This window comes from Photobacterium minamisatsumaniensis, from assembly GCF_050336695.1.
Classification (GTDB): Bacteria; Pseudomonadota; Gammaproteobacteria; order Enterobacterales; family Vibrionaceae; genus Photobacterium; species Photobacterium minamisatsumaniensis.
In genome coordinates this window covers 1-19,954 of record NZ_JAKJSI010000050.1, presented here as the reverse complement: position 1 = coordinate 19,954, position 19,954 = coordinate 1, and the positions used below count along the sequence as shown (strand labels likewise).

At 41.6% G+C, this 19,954-nt stretch carries 19 protein-coding genes and 1 pseudogene; 8 read left to right on the top strand and 12 right to left on the bottom strand.

Annotated elements, in window-relative coordinates:
- Positions 1 to 204: 204 nt before the first annotated feature.
- Together L4D78_RS23570 and L4D78_RS23565 are read left to right on the top strand one after the other, a co-directional pair.
- The gene (locus tag L4D78_RS23570; RefSeq protein ID WP_428469189.1) at positions 205 to 1,818 is read left to right on the top strand and encodes a hypothetical protein; all 1,614 of its coding nucleotides are present in this window, start codon (positions 205 to 207) and stop codon (positions 1,816 to 1,818) included.
- A gap of 91 nt (positions 1,819 to 1,909) precedes the next feature.
- Positions 1,910 to 2,302, top strand: a complete 393-nt coding sequence (locus L4D78_RS23565; protein WP_428469188.1) for a hypothetical protein — start codon at positions 1,910 to 1,912, stop codon at positions 2,300 to 2,302.
- An 80-nt stretch (positions 2,303 to 2,382) separates the two neighbouring features.
- On the opposite strand, the gene L4D78_RS23560 is transcribed toward L4D78_RS23565, so the two are convergent.
- On the bottom strand, positions 2,383 to 2,988 hold the full coding sequence (locus L4D78_RS23560; protein ID WP_428469187.1) for a short chain dehydrogenase: 606 nt from the start codon (positions 2,986 to 2,988) through the stop codon (positions 2,383 to 2,385).
- 147 nt (positions 2,989 to 3,135) lie between these two features.
- Between L4D78_RS23560 and L4D78_RS23555 the strand changes: the two genes are divergently transcribed.
- A complete protein-coding gene (locus L4D78_RS23555; RefSeq protein ID WP_428469186.1) occupies positions 3,136 to 4,020 on the top strand; it encodes a LysR family transcriptional regulator in 885 nt (294 codons plus the stop codon).
- Between the two features lie 33 nt (positions 4,021 to 4,053).
- On the opposite strand, the gene L4D78_RS23550 is transcribed toward L4D78_RS23555, so the two are convergent.
- Positions 4,054 to 5,199, bottom strand: coding sequence for a winged helix-turn-helix domain-containing protein (locus tag L4D78_RS23550; protein ID WP_428469185.1), 1,146 nt, complete (start codon positions 5,197 to 5,199; stop codon positions 4,054 to 4,056).
- Between the two features lie 241 nt (positions 5,200 to 5,440).
- Between L4D78_RS23550 and nifW the strand changes: the two genes are divergently transcribed.
- From nifW to L4D78_RS23535, 3 genes are all read left to right on the top strand, one after another.
- A complete protein-coding gene (gene nifW, locus L4D78_RS23545) occupies positions 5,441 to 5,716 on the top strand; it encodes a nitrogenase-stabilizing/protective NifW family protein (protein ID WP_428469184.1) in 276 nt (91 codons plus the stop codon).
- A 123-nt stretch (positions 5,717 to 5,839) separates the two neighbouring features.
- Complete coding sequence (locus tag L4D78_RS23540) at positions 5,840 to 5,992, top strand: hypothetical protein (protein ID WP_428458418.1); 153 nt, start codon at positions 5,840 to 5,842, stop codon at positions 5,990 to 5,992.
- A 593-nt stretch (positions 5,993 to 6,585) separates the two neighbouring features.
- Entirely contained in the window at positions 6,586 to 6,747 is a 162-nt protein-coding gene (locus tag L4D78_RS23535; protein WP_428469183.1) for an Eag protein, read from the top strand.
- A gap of 150 nt (positions 6,748 to 6,897) precedes the next feature.
- On the opposite strand, the gene L4D78_RS23530 is transcribed toward L4D78_RS23535, so the two are convergent.
- Genes L4D78_RS23530 through L4D78_RS23495 form a run of 8 tightly spaced genes read right to left on the bottom strand, consistent with a single transcriptional unit; the run spans position 6,898 to position 13,835 of the window.
- Complete coding sequence (locus L4D78_RS23530; RefSeq protein ID WP_428469182.1) at positions 6,898 to 7,566, bottom strand: GntR family transcriptional regulator; 669 nt, start codon at positions 7,564 to 7,566, stop codon at positions 6,898 to 6,900.
- Positions 7,567 to 7,619: 53 nt separating this feature from the next.
- Positions 7,620 to 8,138 (bottom strand): citrate lyase holo-[acyl-carrier protein] synthase, encoded by a 519-nt coding sequence (gene citX / locus L4D78_RS23525; RefSeq protein ID WP_428469181.1) that lies wholly within the window; start codon positions 8,136 to 8,138, stop codon positions 7,620 to 7,622.
- Positions 8,139 to 8,183: 45 nt separating this feature from the next.
- Complete coding sequence (gene citF / locus L4D78_RS23520; RefSeq protein ID WP_428469180.1) at positions 8,184 to 9,584, bottom strand: citrate lyase subunit alpha; 1,401 nt, start codon at positions 9,582 to 9,584, stop codon at positions 8,184 to 8,186.
- On the bottom strand, positions 9,569 to 10,459 hold the full coding sequence (locus tag L4D78_RS23515) for an HpcH/HpaI aldolase/citrate lyase family protein (RefSeq protein WP_428469179.1): 891 nt from the start codon (positions 10,457 to 10,459) through the stop codon (positions 9,569 to 9,571). The genes citF and L4D78_RS23515 overlap by 16 nt, the downstream gene beginning before the upstream one ends.
- Complete coding sequence (citD, locus tag L4D78_RS23510; RefSeq protein ID WP_428469178.1) at positions 10,452 to 10,724, bottom strand: citrate lyase acyl carrier protein; 273 nt, start codon at positions 10,722 to 10,724, stop codon at positions 10,452 to 10,454. The genes L4D78_RS23515 and citD overlap by 8 nt, the downstream gene beginning before the upstream one ends.
- A gap of 11 nt (positions 10,725 to 10,735) precedes the next feature.
- A complete protein-coding gene (locus tag L4D78_RS23505) occupies positions 10,736 to 11,644 on the bottom strand; it encodes a triphosphoribosyl-dephospho-CoA synthase (RefSeq protein WP_428469177.1) in 909 nt (302 codons plus the stop codon).
- Positions 11,645 to 11,658: 14 nt separating this feature from the next.
- Entirely contained in the window at positions 11,659 to 12,522 is an 864-nt protein-coding gene (locus L4D78_RS23500; protein ID WP_428469176.1) for a nucleotidyl transferase family protein, read from the bottom strand.
- Positions 12,523 to 12,566: 44 nt separating this feature from the next.
- Positions 12,567 to 13,835 (bottom strand): 2-hydroxycarboxylate transporter family protein, encoded by a 1,269-nt coding sequence (locus L4D78_RS23495; protein WP_428458409.1) that lies wholly within the window; start codon positions 13,833 to 13,835, stop codon positions 12,567 to 12,569.
- 355 nt (positions 13,836 to 14,190) lie between these two features.
- Here L4D78_RS23495 and L4D78_RS23490 point away from each other — a divergent pair, with 355 nt between their 5' ends.
- The gene (locus L4D78_RS23490; protein WP_428469175.1) at positions 14,191 to 14,541 is read left to right on the top strand and encodes a hypothetical protein; all 351 of its coding nucleotides are present in this window, start codon (positions 14,191 to 14,193) and stop codon (positions 14,539 to 14,541) included.
- Positions 14,542 to 14,641: 100 nt separating this feature from the next.
- On the opposite strand, the gene L4D78_RS23485 is transcribed toward L4D78_RS23490, so the two are convergent.
- Complete coding sequence (locus L4D78_RS23485; protein ID WP_428469174.1) at positions 14,642 to 15,451, bottom strand: NAD(P)H-binding protein; 810 nt, start codon at positions 15,449 to 15,451, stop codon at positions 14,642 to 14,644.
- Positions 15,452 to 15,816: 365 nt separating this feature from the next.
- Between L4D78_RS23485 and L4D78_RS23480 the strand changes: the two are divergent.
- Positions 15,817 to 16,705: pseudogene (locus L4D78_RS23480) on the top strand (IS982 family transposase).
- 124 nt (positions 16,706 to 16,829) lie between these two features.
- On the opposite strand, the gene L4D78_RS23475 reads toward L4D78_RS23480, so the two are convergent.
- The gene (locus L4D78_RS23475; RefSeq protein WP_428469173.1) at positions 16,830 to 19,850 is read right to left on the bottom strand and encodes a cadherin repeat domain-containing protein; all 3,021 of its coding nucleotides are present in this window, start codon (positions 19,848 to 19,850) and stop codon (positions 16,830 to 16,832) included.
- Positions 19,851 to 19,954 lie beyond the last annotated feature (104 nt).

The following is a 19,954-nucleotide window of genomic DNA, read 5'->3' as shown; positions in this document are numbered from 1 at the left end:
GTAGTCGGTGTTAAATTACTTAGCATTAATAATGCATCTTAATCAATTGTTGTATTAGCATCTTCCTGCTTTAAATCTTGCCATTACAGTCATAACTTTATATACATAGATTACTATTTAGTCAGTCGCAAAAATGAAATATCACTGAAATTAAATCTTAATGTATTCACCTTACTTTGTGAGCCAGATAATTATGAGGTGTGTATGTTCATTAATAAAATTAAAATGCATAAAACTGCTTTATGTGTGATGACGGTTTTACTTGCAGGTTGTAATTCTAGTTCTAACTCAACAGATGATAAAACCACGCCGACTGGTCGTTGGATGACAGGTGATTTACACGTTCACAGTACGGTTTCTTCAGATGCTCGCGATACCATGATTGATATTCTTTATCATGCCTTTGATGAATTTAATCTTGATTATGTTTTCTTCTCAAACCACATGCGTGATAGTAGCCAAGACCATCAAGATAATAATATTGGTAAGCAACTCTATTACGAGGCAATGCGTGACTATGAATTACCTGAAATTAAGTATTTGAAAAACAGGCTCTACGAAAATAAAATAATAAATACCACATTCGAGTGGGATATGCCGGGGCACGAGCACTACAATATCGGCCTTATCGGCTCACCAGAACAACAAGAAACAATCCTTGAAGCCGTTAAACTGTTTGAATACAAGTTTAGCTATCAAAACAGCATTGACCTTTTTGACTCTGCAGACATTGCAAGGTGGAATGAATTAGGTATTAAACGCTACAACGGTGAAGATAAAGACCAAGCAGGTAAACATCAAGATGCGATTAAAGCACTTGCATGGCTACAAGAAAACTATTCAGATTCTAGCTACGGATTACTAAACCACCCTCTTCGTTATGAAAACAGCTATACCATTGCAGACATTCGCGACCTAAACAGCGCTGCACCTGATGTTTTCTTCCTTGTTGAAGGAATGGTTGGGGGGCAATTTGGTAACGGCCGTGGTGATTACTCCCTTTCAGGCGGAAGCGCTGGTGTCTTCGGTGGCGTAGACCCAGTAGTCGCTGAAGTGGGTGGTTGGTGGGATGCTCTGCTAAGTGAGGGCCGTAAAATCTGGAATGTCGCCAACTCCGATCATCACTTCAAAATTCGTGAACCCTATACCAGCAGTTACTATCCAGGTGAATACGCGAAAAACTACACTTTCGTAAAAGGTGAAAACGAACAAGCAATCCTAGAAGGTCTTCGTTCAGGACAAAGCTTTGCTGCCTACGGTGATTTAATCAATGCCTTAGACTTTACGATTAGCACAAATGGTAAGCAAGCATCAATGGGAGACGAGGCTCACGCATCTTCTGGCGATGAAGTGACTATCACTGTTCGTTTCAAGAGCCCAGAAAGCAATAACCTAGAAATTTCAGCCGGTGATGGTTACTTTGGCATAGGTGATAACCCAGGCGTACACCATGTCGATCTGATTGCAGGCGCTGTGACTGGTATGATTGATGCCAACTCGCCTGAATACGATAGTGCCAACAATTCAGATGCTAAAGTGGTGAAAAGCTTCACAGAGAGTGACTGGAAACTGGATGGCGACGGTTTCTTCACAATGTCGTACACATTTGAAGCTGCTCGTGATGAGTATTACCGCCTACGAGGTACTGCATTAGATTATAACGTTGACGGACTCACTGTTGATGGAGAGCCACAGAAATGGCTTGGCCTAGATAAAGGAACAGATGAGAGCGATCTCGCATTTCGTAATCGTGTAAATAAACGCACTTATCAAGATGTCTGGTTCTATAGTAATCCTGTGTATTTATCATTGATGTAGCCCACTGCAATAATAAATTATGCGATCTTGATTCTTCTCGAACAAGATCGCTTGTTTCGCATTCACCGCCACCCAAAATAAGCTGTAATACATGAAAAAATTGATTATCTTTTTCTTCTTTGTCGCTTCATTTCAAGCCTATGCTTGCCTTGATGAGCGATTTCACGGTGACTTCCTTTCCCCACAAGGAATGCCGCACAATACATCACTTCATGTGCCAACCTTTGTTGAAGGCGAGAACGGAAGCGTTGAGTTTGATATTCAAATTGAAACACACCGGAAAATCGATTCACTGGCAATAAAACTAGTACCAAACCCTAGAGTTAAGATTGAAGGCGACAATACGTTACTCGTCATCGACCAGTTATCGCATACCGTAAAAGCAACCGTGAATGAAGGGCAACGCGGAGCAATCCGTTTGTTAGTTACTGGCAGTATTGATGGAGTAGCGTTTCTTGAAAACCGCTTTATTATGGTTATGTAAGGGCTTAAGATGTTTATTCCACACTGAGCATGTCGATAATGCGAGCCCGTAACACATGTTAGGGCTCACTTCGCCTACGATTAAGCGTCTACAACAATAACTTCACCCGTAATAAAGCCATCAACCGAACGCTCAAAGGCTTTACCAACTAGCGTACTCGATACAGGCTCAAATCCAGGCATCATGTCGCCGTAAACATCCCACGCTTCTGCTAGAACCGTTGGGTTTACCACATTGATTCGAGTGTTTCTTGGCATTTCATAAGCAACACATTTAACGAAGGTATCAATCGCACCGCTTGTTGTTGCATCAGCAATGGCGAACGGTATTGGCTTAATATTCAAAATGCCACTGATTAGCGTAAACGAACCACCATCGGCAATGTACTTTTGACCAATGCGAACTAAGTTAATTTGCCCCATCATTTTGCTCATGACTGTTGTCATCCATTGCGCTTCTGTCATCTCGGTAAAATCAGCGTATTCACAAACGCCAACGGTATTAACAACAGCATCAAAGTGCCCTACTTTTTCGTACAGCGCTTCAATGGATTTTTCGTCGGTAATATCAACAATGTGGTCTACATCACCAGAACGACCAGCGGTAATAACCTTATGATTACCAAGGCCTGAAAGTGCTGCTTGACCCATTTTACCTAGAGCACCAATTAAAATTACTGTTTTCATTTTTCTCTCCAACCGCTGAATTAACTTGATGGAAGAATCTTAGTCATTCAGCCTAACAAAAAGAAACAATCATTATTTGTTAGTGATACAAGTTTTTATTGTTAAGCTGTTTAGCTAACAATGCAGGTATCAAAGTAGTGATGGATAATGAGTAAATTAGACCGATTAGACATGAAACAACTGAGGGTTTTCCAAGCGTTGATACGTGAAGAAAATGCCTCGAAAGCCGCTAATCAACTTGGATTAACACAACAAGCTGTGAGCGAGCACCTTAAAAAGCTCAGGGACGTGTTTGATGACAGGTTGTTTATTAGAAAAACCAACGGTTTTGTTCCCACACCATTTGCTCAGGAGTTATCCATCAGAGTTGATAAGTTACTTATTGATTTCAATACACTGTTGTCACCAACAACGTTTGAGCCCGAAAAAGTTAGCGGTACTTTCGTGATTGCAGCCACCGATTATGCTCAACAGGTTGTTTTGCCAGCCTTGATTGCAAAACTAAGGGTACAATCGCCGAATTTAAAACTCATCGTCAGAGACTTTGAAATCGATAGCCTTCATGAACTGATGCAAAGCGGTAAAGTCCATTTAGCCATTGCCTTCCCCGATTACATCCCAAATAGTTATCCAATAATAAAACTGTTTGAAGAGCACCATGTCTGCGTTGCATCAGTAAGTGCATCTATATCGCAAACCACGCCTTCATTGGCTGATATTGCCAATTACCCAACGATCATTGCTTCACCATCTCGCCCAAACTTTAAGGGCTCGATTGATGATTGGTTCTCGACATTTGGTTTGAAGCGAAACATTGTGGTATCAGCACCCTGCTTCTCTATTGTCCCTATGTATCTTGAAACAACCGACTCGATTGCTTTTCTACCATCGAGAGCGATTAAAGGGTTAGACATTGTTGAAATTCCACTAGAAAAATCACCTGATAGTTTTGATGTTATCGCAGCTTGGCATCCTCGCTACAATGACGACCAACTGCAAAAGTGGGTTATATCGTTACTTGATGTCGAATAAAGGCATCGGCGTATTTACTGCTGCAGAACGCCTCTAAACAATCCGTTGGATCTGATATTTATCGCATTGATTAAATTGAGCAAACGCCGAGAGTTCGTCTTCTAAAGCGGTGAAAAATGGTTCTTTTTTTCTTAATGTCGATTCTAAGAAAAGATTAAGCACCTGCAATGTCGAACTGTGTTTGTCTGCTTTACAATCTGCTCGGGCGACGAGCTTCCCATCCCATAAAATGGGTAGACAAAAGTAACCATACTGACGTTTGGCTGCAGGTAAGTAACATTCCAGCAGGTAATCAAAATTAAACACAGCTTGTGCTCGTTTACGCTGAATCAAGAGGTTATCAAACGGGGATAATATCTTCGCTTTTTGGCGGTTTAAGCGTTCGTTAAGCCTTTCGAATGCCCCTGTATATGTGTAATAAACCTTGTCATTCATTTTAAATTGCACGACTTTATCGCTTCCACACAATTCATTAATGGCGGCTTTGACGAGGGGTTTAACACCTTTGAGTAAATATGAAATTTCCGACAAATCACCAAAGCCATGAGCACGTAAATAGCGTAACACCAAAAAATGTGCATATTCTTTCTCTGTCGGCACCGATACATCAATGTTGTTTGGTAGTACCCGTTCAGTAAGATCATATACCTTATGAAAATGCTTACGATCGGCAATCATCAAATCACCCTGCATGTATAAGTTTTCTAATGCTTGCTTGGTTGGTTTACTGCCCCAACCATTACTCTTTTTACTTTCAGACGTAAAATCTTTTGCCATCAATGGCCCTTCATCCTCAATACGCTTTAATACATCACGCATCAACTTATGATCACGCTGAAACCAGTGATTTTGCTTACCTTCTTTTAGTGCTAATTTACGTGGCAAGCTATATCGGTAATCTTGCATGGGAAGGTATGCAGCGGCGTGTGACCAATATTCAAAAACCGATTTATCTGCCACTAGTTGATTAAGCAATGATGTTTTATAACCGGGGTTACGGCTCCAAAGTGTATGATGGTGAGCCCTTTGCACCGTTGCGATAGTATCAATCTGTACATACCCTAGCTGTATTATCGAGGCCAAGGTTTCAGACAGTGCATTACCTCGTTGAGGCTTCGCTGGTAAACCTTGTGATAACAAAGCGAGCTTTCTTGCCATAGGTAACGTGAGTGACTGCATAATAGAAACGAACCACCTTTTAAATTCAACCAAGCAAGCGGCTAACGATATCGCTTGCAACTTGATTTAGCCTTTATCCAGAATAACTAGCCCAACCTTATACTTCAATGATGAAGAAAGCAGGTATCGCCTTACCGTTATCGTGTTAGCAACGCGGTAATCGTGTAAAACACGTGCTATGTCAATAATCGCAAAGCCGCACTTTCATAAAATGGTCAAAACACTGCTATCTATTTAGATTATGAGCCAAACCGACATTCAACAAACTATCGCCAGTTTCACGTCAATTGAGCAAGCTCTCGATTATTTTGATATTGGCTTTGATAGCCGCTTTATCAATGAGCATCGTACTGAGTTAGTAAAACGCTTTAATGGGTATTTGATCCTTGAAAAGCCTGATGATTGGTTTTCAGGTCGACGAGCTCTTAAAAATGCCTATTGTAAAATACAGCGAAGCCAACTCGATAAGCACACGCGATCTGCTTGCCGTGGGTGCACCTCTTGCCAACGTCGATAAAGCCTTCAGAAGAAAATTGAATCAACACGATTCATAACCCGATTAGTCCGTAAACTGAATACCTGATTTAATACTGATGTTGAGATTTGTCATTCTCTATTCTCTCATATTCAAGGTATATAAATGTTTGCAGTTGATGATCTAGTCGTAGCAACTAAAGGGGTTGATTTAGGCCAAATGGTTGTTACAGGCACGAGTGGTGGTGATTTTTACGTACACGTGAAAGCGGGCGATAAAAAGCTTACTTACCCAGCTCAAGATTTAAAAAAAGCATAAGACATTGCTGACTAATCGCTAAAAGGTAGCTAACGAGCTACCTTTTTATTATTCACCTATTATCACTCTTTTCATCCTCCACCAGCCTGTCTAAGCACGTATTTCCCAGTTGATAATTCAACTCAATATTGTCGTATAATGACCTATATACATTTATCTGTATTACTCATAATGTCATTAAATAGAGGCATTCATTGAAAAGTTAGGATAACAGCTTAAGAACTATAAAATTTAGCCGCTATTACATCATTATCCATATTCTAAAAGTCGTTTAATCACACGGCTTTTGTATCAACTACATGACGTGTAGAACGGATATAATTAAGCTGCAAGGAAGCAGCACATAACCTCACACTTTGATTAAACCTCTCCTTTAATCAATTTACCTATTCCTTTTACTCGCTATTCAATTGATCAGAATCAATTTTGTTTAACTTAGCTTTATACCCTAAGAGCTTAGAGTATGACAGCTAGCCTTAATCTGGTTAAAATACATACAATGCGTATTCACCAACCCGTTAGGTAACATGACTTGTTTGTGATTTTGATGCACTGATTCCAATTAGTTTTATTCATTGTTTAAAGGAGTAATCATGAAAAAGGTAAAACTAGCTGCTTGCCCGATATGTGAGTGTGAAGATATAGGTAAGCAGAAGCAATTGGGTATTCTAACCGACGATTTTGTTTGTAGTCATTGTCACTACATAAGTGAAAAACGTGAGTTTTTAAATACTTACAAACAGATCCACCGCTAAGAATGAGTATGCTAATAGCATAAAGCAATGACGTTCCTGAAATGGTCTATTGCAGTCAGAAGGCTACACCATTCTGACTGTATACATTGCTAATACAATAGTTTTAGTCATGATTTACAGAAGCTGCACTTACAAAAAAGAACAACTTAACTATTCTTTTTCTTTATTTAATTGCTGCAACAAACTCATAAATCGATGCTTACCTTGCAAAATATGATCATGCATTGCTTTGGCAGCTCGCTCACAATCACCATCAACTAAATAATCGATAATCTGGCAGTGTTCATCCGTCGAGTCATTGACTGAAGTACTTACCTTGAAGCTACGTAAACAACTAAGTGTTTGCTTTTTATTTAGGTCATCTAATAATTCGACTAACAATGAATTATCACATAGTGAGTAAATAGCTCGGTGGAAATCCCAGTTTTGCTGCATAGCATCACCAGGACGATCGTTATTAAAAGATTCGATCATCTCCTGATTTTTTCGCTTTAACTCTTGAGCGATTTTTGGGCTTATATTTAATGTAGCCTGCTTAACCGCCATTAGTGCTAAGTGCGCCCTTAAATCAAACATCTCAAGGGTTTCGGTAAGGCTATAGTCACGTACAAATACCCCTTTATGAGGCACAACTTGTACCACACCCGTCTGCTCAAGTAACTTGAATGCTTCTCGGATCAACCCTCTACTATGGCCAAGTTCTTGAGTAAAGCGAACTTCTTTGAGGTGTTCACCGGGCTCAAACTCTCCGGAAAATATTCGCAATTCCAAATCGGCTACTAACGCCTGTAAGCGAGTCGATTTTTGTTCTGCAACCACCCTAACCCCTTTTTAAATAGTCACTTTTTAGCAACTAATATATCGCGATGGGATTAGATAGCAACCTGATTTAGTTTATTCGTTATCGCGTCCCAAACCTCATCAAAACTATGATTACGGTTACGAACGCAAACTGCCGCCATTTGCTCACACAATATGCAACATCTTGGTGATAAATTAAGCTCACTTCGACCAACAGTAATACCTTTACTGTTTATCAAATCAAAGTCCGCCAGACGCCCTAAGGGGTCGTGCTGTTCAATCTCAACAGTCATTCGTTTCAACTTTGCGCTGGGCGAAGAAACTACCCACATAATGTAGTTTCCATCAACAGAATCCGCTTCTACTTTGGCTGTTACCTCAATATTTTCACTCTCTAATTTAGCTTCAAACTGCTGAGATAAACGTTGCAGCGCCAATTGGCTTTGGGGTGGGTTTTTATTTGTGCCCGGAATATTTAGCGCTAAACAAATAACACAGGAATTATAACGCTTAGCTAAGGATAAACGTTTATTCCAACGCTGTTCTCGGGCGTCTAAAATAGCTGAGACAATTCTTTTTTCTTGATTCATGCATTCTCCAAAGATGCCGGTAAACACGCGTTTACCGGCTTTGATTTAGCGGTAAATCTGATCAAGGATAGAGCCATCACGGTACTCGACCGTAGCAATATGCTGCTGCCCCTGTTTGCGTAGTTCAGGCTCTCCTGCAATCATCACGGCTTTTTTACGTAATTCCTGCATCGTAAATACTGGCAGACCTGCATCACGGCACATCATTGCTAGTTCAGGACGACGAGGGTTAGGAGTAATTCCATACTCTGTAATCAGCAGGTCGACAGTGTGGCCTGGTGTACTGATCACCGATACTTTATCGACAACGATAGGTAAACGAGCGCGTAATAATGGTGCGACAATAATCGTCAAGTCTGCACCTGCGGCAGCGTCACTATGCCCTCCGGAGCCGCCGATAAGGATGCCATTCGAATCGGTATGAACGTTGACATTAAAATCTGCATCAATCTCAGTTGCCCCTAGCAGTACTGCGCTTAACCCTGCAGTAAAGCAAGACTTACGTTGTGGGTTAGCATATTGGGAGGCCGTAATTTCATGATGGCGAATATTCTTAGCCAACGAGTTTACTGCCGCTAAATCAAAACACTGAACATCATAAATGTCTTGGAATAGCCCTTCTTCCAACATATCGACAAAATAGCCTGTTATACCACCGAGTAAATAGCCCCCTTGCACCTGAAGCTGCTGCATGCGCTCTCGAACAAAACTGGCAGCTGCTAGCGAGGCGCCTCCGGCCCCTGTCTGAAAATTAAATCCATCTTTAAGCAACCCAACGGCTTCTATACTTTTTGCTGCGTATTCAGCAATAACTAACCCTACAGGGTCTCGAGTAACTTGTGTGGTACCAGACACAATACCTGCTGGATCGCCAATACGGTCAACTTCGACCACAAAATCAATATTAGTATGCGATAACGATATATGTTCTAAGGCGTGATCAAGTAGATTATCCGTTATTGCCACTACGTATTTGGCATGCTCGGCATCTGCTTGTGGATACCCTAAAGAACCACAAGCAGAAGGTCCCTGCGCCCCCGATGCATTACCATGAATATCAACCGTTGGTGTGGCAATAAAGGCAACGTCTATGACTAACTCACCCGACTCTATTGCACGGGGACGCCCCCCATGAGTACGGAACATTACTGGTTTGCTCAGTACTCCTTGTGAGACTGCTTGCGCCATTGGACCGCTGATATAGTTAGTATCAAGTCCTGTCACCACACCTTGCTGAGCCATCTCAACTAATACATGGTGAGCACTAAACACTGAGCTTAAAGCTACTTTTAAATCTTTGATCCCTAAAGCCGCGATTTCTTTCATCACTAATTCAACCACATAATCGCCATTACGTAGGTGATGGTGAAAAGAGATCGTCATGCCATCTTCCAAGCGGCTAGCTAGAATGGCTTCACGAAGGGAGGAAATTAATTTTTCATGCATTGTGAGGTCCTTTCTGCATTTTCAACGCTATTTAATATACGTAGAGCACGCTTCACAATAGGCCCGTCAACCATGGCTCCATCAACGGAAAACGCGCCTTTCTTATCATGCTCAGCTTGTTTCATTGCGATAACGATACGCTTTGCCCAGCCTAACTCCTGCTCTGAAGGAGCAAAGACCTGATTAACAACTCGAGTATGTAACGGTGATATCAGGGCTTTTCCGGTAAAGCCCATTTGTTTCGCCAGCTCAGCGTCCTGTCGTAGGTTGTCTAAATCATCAATAACAGTAAATGGCGTATCGATAGCATCAATACCGGCAGCTCTTGCCGCATTCACCACACGGCCACGTGCATAAGCAATCTCCTCACCGCTTAAACTGCGTTTAGCCATTAAATCTGCCGCTAAATCTTCCGCCCCCAACAGTAAACCTGTCACCCTAGGGTCACTGCACGCTATCTGAAATGCATTTTCAACGGCGAGTGCACTTTCAATAATGGGTAATATTTGTATTGAATTTAGCGCTAATCCTAAACGCTGCTCTTCTCCGAGAAGAGCTTCGCTGAGTTGTTCAACCACTTGACGACTATCGCACTTAGGTAATAAGACCGTGTCGATCCCAGCGGAAACCACAGCCCGGAGATCGTCTTGCCAAAACGGTGTATCAAGGCCATTGATTCGGGCTATACGCTCTAAACCTCCACATTCTAACGTTCGATAGGCTTCGCGAACCAAAATTCTGGCTGCATCTTTCTCGCTGTGGCTAACCCCATCTTCAAGATCAAAAATGACAGAATCAGCTCCAAGTACTGGCGCACTGATCAGCATTGCTGGCGTGTTGCCTGGCACAAATAACACCGTTTTCCGTTTAAACATGATCACCTCCAGCCCGAAGAATTGCCGCTTCAACTCGCGCCCTTATAACGCAGTCTAACGCGCCTTTATCTTGTATTTTTATTCGGGCCGCGCTAACACCAAACTCAGTACATACACTATATACTGTCGATTTTATCGCCTCTCCAAATTGAGCAAATACGATACTTTCGACTGCGATATCAACTTGATTTCTTGCGGGGTAAACCGAAACTAAACAATCGTTTGACTCCAATGAGCCAACCATTGCTGATTGCACTAATTTCATTTTAAATTCCTTTATATAACGCCGTCAGGCCAAGCCTGATGCTCCATAAGATAAATAGCACTACTCAAAGCAAGTAGGTCTGCGCAGCCGCCTGGGCTAAGACGACGAGCTAAACACTGCTGTATCAATAAGTTATAACTTTCCAGTCCACTTGGGCTAAAAACCGAACCTTCCGATAGAACATTCTGAGCTTGCTGTTGCAGCCAACGTAACCCTTCAATACCGCCTCGGTGAAGTACTGTTGTATCTTCAACTTTTGCTATTAGGCTTAACAAAGTATGTTGCAAACTACGCTCAAGATTACCGCTTTGCATTAATCCGACCTGCAAAGCCGGGAGGGCGTGATAAATGACCGAGGGCAAACCGCCTTCCACTTCGCCACGGATCCCCTTAACGCCATATTGCTTATATAAACGCTCACCGTAGCTGCGGGGTTCAGGGTTATTGTGCAACTCGCGTTCACAGAGTCCTGAAGTCATATCAGAAATACCTTCTGCAATATCTAGCGCATAAATTTTTCTATTATTTACTGATTTTTGAGCAGCTGCCGCAGCGGCGAGGCTTCCAACAAATAACATCCCGCGATGAGTGTTCACCCCTCTTGTCGCGAGCATTAATCCCTGTTCCCAGACCGGACCGTGTTGTCTCAAGGTCTCGAACAAACTGCGGTCACATACTTGAGCTTGCTGACCGATTTGTGCCGCTTGGTAAAATGCCGGCAGCATTGCAGTGGAGCCAGAGATAAAACTATGAAAATTCATGTCATCGTGGGCACCTTGGCTCTCTGGGCAAACCAAACCAGGCTTGTTACTACACGCAACTTCGTGCAATACACCTTGATGAAGCAAACTCGATATATGCCACGCCTGGGCATTGAACTCAGTACTTGCTGAACGTTGAGTTGTGTTTAATTCTTCCATGCTCTCTCTCCTTTTTACTCAGAACCTCTAACAGATAAAGCCTTAGCTGCTATGGGGTGAAGCGGTACTGAGTAGTTGGATAAAGCATGTTGGTATTCCTGCATCGACTCGCCCGCCATACCTTCTATAACAAACACTTTTTTGACGTTCAGAGCGGGTACAATTCGTTCAGCAAAAACAGCAGCAGCAAGCTGGCTATGTGCCAAAGCGTGATTTTCGATACCACAGAAGTAATCCGGAAATAAATCGGCACTGAGAACATACGCTGAAGGTGCTATTAGTTGGCAATTAGGCAAACCATCACAAGCTTGCTTCAATTGTTGATATTGGTGAGTGTCTGTCAATTCCCCCTCAGCCAACACTAGCAGTTGCTCACTGCTGGCGGCAGCTTGCTCGACAACACTGAAAAGCGCTGGACAAAAATCGGCGATTCGTAATCTCAGGACTGCTAGATTTCTATCACTCATAGAAAATTGCTGCTGCAAACCCTCAAGCCAATAGCCAATATCAGGCCAGCCGTATTCAAACATCGAGGCTTTGTCACTATTTGCCACACAGCTAAAACCCAACTGCTCAAACTGACGATTTTCAGGTTTACTAAACAGGAACATTTGATCGTACCCTGCATCGATGGCGGACTTGAGTAATTCAGTTATCAAGCGGCCAAGTAATTGCTGGCCTCGGTATGCCTTCGCGATACAGATACCCAATATCAGCTCTCTTCGACGATGACCAACAGCCACCATCTTTACTCCATCAAAAAATCCAACGGCGATGTCTGGACTGTCTATCGGTAATAGTGCTTCGCATTCAAGTAATGCGGCGGCATCGCTAAAGTCTTGCTCAGTATTTAAAGTTCGAAGAAAAAGTGGCTGCATGCCGAACTCCTTATAGGCAGGGAGCATCGCTCCCTGCAAATACGCTAAAACAGGAAGGGTACTGTCACGCCAACAATCACGAGGATCATTGCGCCACCAATTCGAGATGATATTTGTGCGAAAGGAATAAGTTCCATACGGCGTGCAGCCGACAATACTGCTATATCACCAGTACCGCCCATATTCGCCATACATAAACCCGCACAGAGTGATGACTCGATAAAGTAGAAACCGACCAATCGACCGCCAATACCTGCGCCGACAATCGCCCCTACGATAACCGAGATAACTAACAGTACGTTTTCAAATGTTACAGCGTTAATGACCATTCCCAAATCGGTATAAGTAACACCGACACCCACAAGCAGAGGCGTTGTCAGGTATTTCGCCATGAATGAAAACCAAGTAGCACAAGCATCTTCGATCAATTTAGGGAAGAAATTACCCACTTTAAGAATCGCAACGGTAATGATCATCAAAGCGTAATAGTGGACACCCGGAATAATCAAGTTCAGTAACCGCCCAACCAGTAACAATGAGCAAGCGGTAAATATCCCAATAGCTAATGTTCTAAAGCTTAATTCCCGATCCTCACTTTTGACGTCATCATTCTGCTGAGACACCATAAGTTGACCATTACCAGTAAGCGATGGATGCCTGTTGCCTAAGCGGTATAACATTCCACCCGCAACAATCGAGGCTACATTACCTAACGCCATTGCAGGGATCAGTAGTGACAAAATTTCATCTGTTTCCATTGCTATGGCATTATTAAAAATTTCAGCAATGGGTAAAGCACCAGCACCTAGGCCGCCTCCCATGATTGGATAGGTTATAAAGGCCACACCATTACCCGCACCATATCCAATAAGCATTGCCACCATTCCGCATAGCAATACGGCAAACAGTAAGCCCATTACTACAGGCACGGCAAAGCGTACACCCGCTTTAATGAGTAACTTTGAATCAATACCTAAAATCGACCCAACAACCAACGATGCAATGTAGAAAGTTAGAAAGCCCCCCCCTTTCATAAAGTCATCAATTACGACTTTAGTGGTGTCAGGCATAATGCCCCAATACACCAAGGCTGCGCTTAAAAACATGCATACGATTGGACCACCACCCAAGTAGTCTTTCACTATGGGTGTACGGTCTCCTACATGTTCAAATAGATAGCCCAGCGACATCATTATCGCAAAGCCTCCAACTAACCCACTGGGCAGTTTTCCTAACAAAGCGGCACTACAGCTAATTGCCAGAAAAATCATAAAATACGGTAGAGGGATATCCTTTATGTGAAGCTTGTTCATGAAAGTCACTCCTAGACTCACTAAATAATATTGAAGAGGCTCGCCTCTTACATTGAACTACACATTTATAGATTGTCCTACAATCTTATGAGCGACAACTTAACTTGTTAAGAATTTGTATACTGATCACAAGAAATATACAAACAATGATTAAATCAAGGATCTACATCACTAGATCGATATGAATAGCCCGAGGTTCATCGTGGACTTTATCATGGGGTATGGCATTGCTATTTCCGTTAAGACGTAGCTAACTTCTGTTTCACAATCTCTGATATCATCAACACCATCATCTAATTACAAGCAGCTGCTAGCGACGATGGAAATTAAGATATTCAACAAGGATTAAATAACAATGAATTTTGAAACGATGTCAGATACCGCGCTGTGGGATATCGCTAACCCACTAATGGATAACCTGATAGAAGGATCGACGGAAATCAATCATGCAAAACATGTTCACGATTTTACCCAACGCATGCGTGAGATTGTTTCGCCAGAGTACTTCGACATGATTTGTAAGCAATATCAGCAAGAAAAAGGCTTTTTCACTCATCGAGAGCCTGTCGCTATTTTCAGGCGTCCAGACTCTGTTGCCTTTATATGGAAGCAATCATTTACCAAAGTTCAAGGGGAGTTTGTTGCGGAAATCGTGCTAGTTTATCGTAATAATCGTTTACTTATTGACCATACCATGATTTTCTAGACTCGATTATTATACTCCCCCCTCAAATCACCCTATATTATTAGCGATAGAGGACATCGATGGTTTGTTCAACGCTATCTTTTTTAAATAAACGCTTGTTTCAACTTACCTTCTTATCAACAAGATAAACGCCATGACCGTGCCATTTTTTCCTTTCAATTTCTGAGAGCGTTGCGACCCTTAAAATTTCTTCTGCAACATCTTCTCGGCTTATGCTTATTTTGGCATGCTTGAGAGGAAAATCATCTTTGTTTAATCCTGTAATATCAAAGCTATAGCCGTAGTTTCTTTTTGCTGGGGCGTCATTCAATGCTGCAGGCCTAAAAACAACAAACTTCAGGCCATCATTCGCAGCATGGCCGAGAAGGCTTTCACTTTCAGTCACATTTCGATAAACAGGAAAGATATGGGGAATAATGTTTGCGATTACATTGTAGTTAGCAGGCCAAGCCGTGATAGATCCACCAGGAATACCTTCAGTACCGACAGAGCTATGGTAGAACGTCTCTACCCATCGGCTTTTCTTCATCCCTTCAATAAGCGCGCTAATAGTATCGGTGTAAACACAATAGCGAGTACTCAACATATCTTTGAACTTCGTAACACCAACAAAGCAACAGACAGCATCAATAGTGCTATCTTGCGTAAGAATAGTCTTGTAAGAACCTGCGTTTAATATACTTATATTAGTCGCTTTTAATTCACCTTTCTTTTCAGACGGTATAATTTTACTTTCTGTTAGTTTCGTGGTTTTAAGTATTTCATTCATTCGCTTTAATGCATCATCATCACTATTCGCTCTACACATTGCAGTTACGCTATGACCTTGCCTTAAGGCATTTTTGATGAAGATCCGTGCTCCTCTTGATGTAGCAGCGATGACCAGAAAGTGACGCTTTTCATTATTCATAACATACTCTATAAAATAAAATTTCACATACTTTAAACTATCCCCCCTAGGACAGAGTCAACAGCAATATCAATGCTAATATCGATAACTAACAATATTAAATATAAATATGAGCTTGATCTAATTTATTCACTTTATTGCATTGACTTAGAGCACACTCTAAGTTTTAAGCTTCCCTCTAGTTTAACAAGAAAATTTAACCGGGAAATTAAACATCAGAGGCAAAAGATGAAAACAAAAACACTCGGTAATACAGAAATGAACATATATTAACCTGAACTCGGGATAAAAATAGAAGGGAACTAAAAGCTGGTTCAGTGATCAGATCTTTCGACCAAGAAGGACTCATCACTTAGGAACCAGCTATGGATAAATTAGTAGACTTATTTTGCCATGTCGATGACTTTTTGTAAGGTTTTCCTACCTCAGTGGCAAAAAATGCAACTGGAAAGTGGTGAACGTAAGCGCAACCGTAAAGGCCGGATGTCTGAAAGTGAAATAATGACCATCATTATTGCCTTCCATATGTCCCATCAACGTGATTTCAAAAACTTTTACCTTGGTCTTATTCATCGGCATTATAAAAAAGACTTTCCCACATTACTCAGTTACACCCGCTTTCTTGAAGTGATGCCATCAGTACTTATTCCATTGAGCTCCTTCTTTACATATGTCAAAGGAGAGCCGACAGGCATTGAATTTATTGATTCTACAAGTATTAAGGTATGCCATAACCTACGCATTCCACGTCACAAGGTGTTTAAAGAAACCGCAGCACGAGGTAAAGGCACCATGGGCTGGTTCTATGGTTTTAAACTTCACATTATAACCAATCATCTTGGTGATATTGTTGCCGCCAAGCTAACCCCCGCGAACACTGATGACCGAAAGCCCGTTCGAGAGTTATCAAAAGGGCTACTCAATAAGCTTTATGCTGATAAAGGTTATATCAGTAAAGCACTGACTGAAGATTTAAAAGAAGAGGGTATAACCCTAATTACGACTCATCGTAAGAACATGAAACCTAAGGTGTTAGCCGCTTGGGATAGAGCAATGCTGTCAAAACGGTTCATCATAGAAACCATTAATGACCAGTTGAAAAACATCTCTCAGATAGAGCACTCTCGGCACAGGAGTTTACATGGATTTATGTTGAACTTGCTCGGAGGGCTAATTGCTTATTGTTTGAAACCAGAAAAGCCATCACTAAACATCACAAACACTGAGAAATCAGGGTTGATGGCGATGGCTTAAACCGATCTGAGGTTATATTAGCTATTAAGCCCTCTCAACGATGCCTCGTGGTTATATATGTCTTTTTTAAGATAAAAAAAACAGCCACCGATATGGTGGCTGCCTCAAAAAATGGTGGGTTAATTTAGTCTTTAGTCATTTTTAGCTCAATACGATCCCATTCAAGTAGCTCAGTGGGCGTAACATCACTTTGTGAGTGACTTGAAGCATAGTCTTCCGATGTACGATAAGTCACAAATGGCTGTCTTGTTTCCCACTCGCCATCATAGAAAGAAAACTTATCTAAAGCTGACTTATCAACCACTGTATAGGTAATAAATCGACTTGTTGGGCGGCCCAATGAACAATAGTCACCCGTGTCGAATGAAGATGCTTTCTTCTCTTTCCCTAGGTTGGGTAGATTCGCAGTATTTACTGATGTAGAGCAACCTTCATAACGCTGAACATAAACCCGAACATCTGCATCAATCTTTCGTCCAATATCAGACACATTATCCACTGACTGCATGCCTACAGAGAGAGCAATCCCTTTGCCATACTTTTGTAGTTCTTCATCCGTTGGTTGTAGTACCTTTGTACCAGCAAAACTAATCGCCGTTTTTTCATACGGGCGCTTAACGTAATCCACCGAACTTTCTACAGGCCTAAAGACAGGTGTCAATGTGAGATCGCGTGTTGCACTGCCTTCTACAGGCGGTGTTATTTTCACAACGCCTGCAAGCGCTAACGGTAAATCGTAATAGAGTTCACTCTGCTCTTCAGTTATATAAATATCTGACTTCTGCACTGCAAGGTAGTCTAATATGGTGAATTCACCTGTATTAGGGTTCACAGCGATATCACCATTATCATAAGTACTATAGGTACGAGAGCCATATGATTCAGAGTAATCGAGTATCACTTTTTTAAACGGTTCATACGCATAAGCAGCCCTTACAATCTCTACCTCAGGGCGCTCAGTTTTTCGAACGAAAGCACTCACTTCAAATGTTCTCTGCTTATAGTGAGCTGTTTCCTCAGCAGTGACTTCAACAGTAAACTCACCAGTAGAGCGAATATTAAGCGCACCATTTACATCCAAAGTAACAGGCGAAGTCTGCACATTCTGTAGTCTATAACTTATCTGACCTTTTGCATCTTCAATTACAGGGGAAATCACGCCACCTACCAAGTATTCTGTATGCGGATATGATACCAATACAGGATTGTAGGCTTTATCAATTGTGACAGTAAAATGCGTAGATGCTGGTTCATATTGCTCATTACCAGCATCTGTTACTTGAACAATTGCACTACCAACATTTACTAATGTCATTTCACCTGTAAGGCGATCAATGGTAATGACATTCGAATCACTTTGATCATCCACGATATCAAAACTCAGATGTCCAGTCCCCCCACCGATTGTTGGTGGTTGAATTATGGTTTCTTCTTCTGAATATGGACGGTACACATTCCCATTAGCATGCAAACGCGAATCAGCAGGGTTAATAATAACATTCAATCGCTTGGAGCTAGATGCTTGATAATTTTCGCTCTCTGCACGAACAACGTCAAAACTCGCTGTTCCGCTGCGTTTAACCATAAAACACTGGTCGGCTGCATTATATTCAGCAATCTCATTATCAGATGATGTAATAGGAGTGACATTTATTGCCCCCACAGTCCCGCTTATATTGGCTTGAACGCAATAATCTGGGAAATATGTGGTTGTAATGTCTTCAGCAGTAAAATCAGGGTGCGCAGCTTTTAAGACGGTTACTTTTAGTGATGTCGGAGACGATGCTAGATAATTATCACCACCATCATCATAAACAGATAAGTTGGCAGTACCCGCTTTCAACACCGTAAATTTATTGCCTGATAAGGAAAGAACATCAGTATCACCGGTTATAGCAAGTCTACCTAGCTGGCCTTCCATCTCAGGTGTAACAATCAACCCTTCACTATAGGTATACGTATCTGTTTGATTTTTTAACCCAGGGTGGACAGCAGGTACAACGGTGATCGAAAACCACTTCTCACTCGGATAGTAATTATCGTTTTGATCATCTGTTGCTTTTAACTCTGCATATCCAGCATTAATAATACGTACAAGCCCTGTTTGTTCGTCAACTTTTACAACATTTTCCCCATAGATAACCTCAAATCGTACTGCTGCAATGTTGTTATTCACTGCGGGTTGATAAAGAAAGTCTTTAAGGTAAGCTAACTCACTATCGGCAATACTTAGTTCAGGTCGCTCCCCTTTCATAATCTGAACAGTAAAGTAAGCCGTTTGCTCTACATCACCATATTCAGCACCCAATTGCTGAGTCACTTTAATTCGAACAGCACCGGTTTTATTTACTGTCATTAAACCATTCGTTTCACCAATGGTGAGCACATCGCTATCTTTGTCATCAAGCTCAAAATAGTATGTACCGCTATCTGTACCACTAACCTTTATTGGGCTTAATGTCATCCCTTCTTTAAAGGTTCGATCGATATAGGAATACATCAAAGTATTGGGATCAACAGCATCAATCGCTAAAAGTGCCGTGACACTTTTCGAACGATAGTTACGATCTCCACTATCTATTACCGTAACCTCGACTTCGCCAGGAGTACCTGTTGACCAAATATGACCGGTTTCTTCATCAAAATTCACCATGCCTTCAGGCTCAAAAGTGTAGCTTAACTCACCTTTGTTCCCTTGAATTGGCAAAAACATCTTATTACTTTCAATCGTTGGCAAATCAACAGTCGATACATTGAAATCACTATTATCAGTTTGATCAACAGTTACGGTAAATATCGTTGAAGAAGTCCGATAATAACTACTTTTATCTTCAACCAAAACTTGTGTTTCACCCGCGGCAAGGAGCCTCATCTCACCAGTGTAAGGGTCAACCCAAACGACATCCTCAGCCGCACCATCAGCAATTTGGTAGGTAAGAATGCCATAGAAATCTGAAACTTGCGGATAAGCGATACCATACTCTGAAAATGTAAGAGAAAGGTCATTGGCAGATAACGTAACACGCTCTTGTTTGTCTTGGTGCACTGGCTTTGTAACATCCTCATTTGATCCACCACTTCCACCGCCACACCCTGAAATTAATATACTTAATATTAATATGGTTGTTTTAAATAGTCTTTTCATATAGTCCCATAAATAATAACCACCACTAAAGTAGTAAGTAGGCAATTGTTCAGTGTTTTATTTTTGTAGATTATATATTCAGGTTGCATTCAGCTTCAATAGAG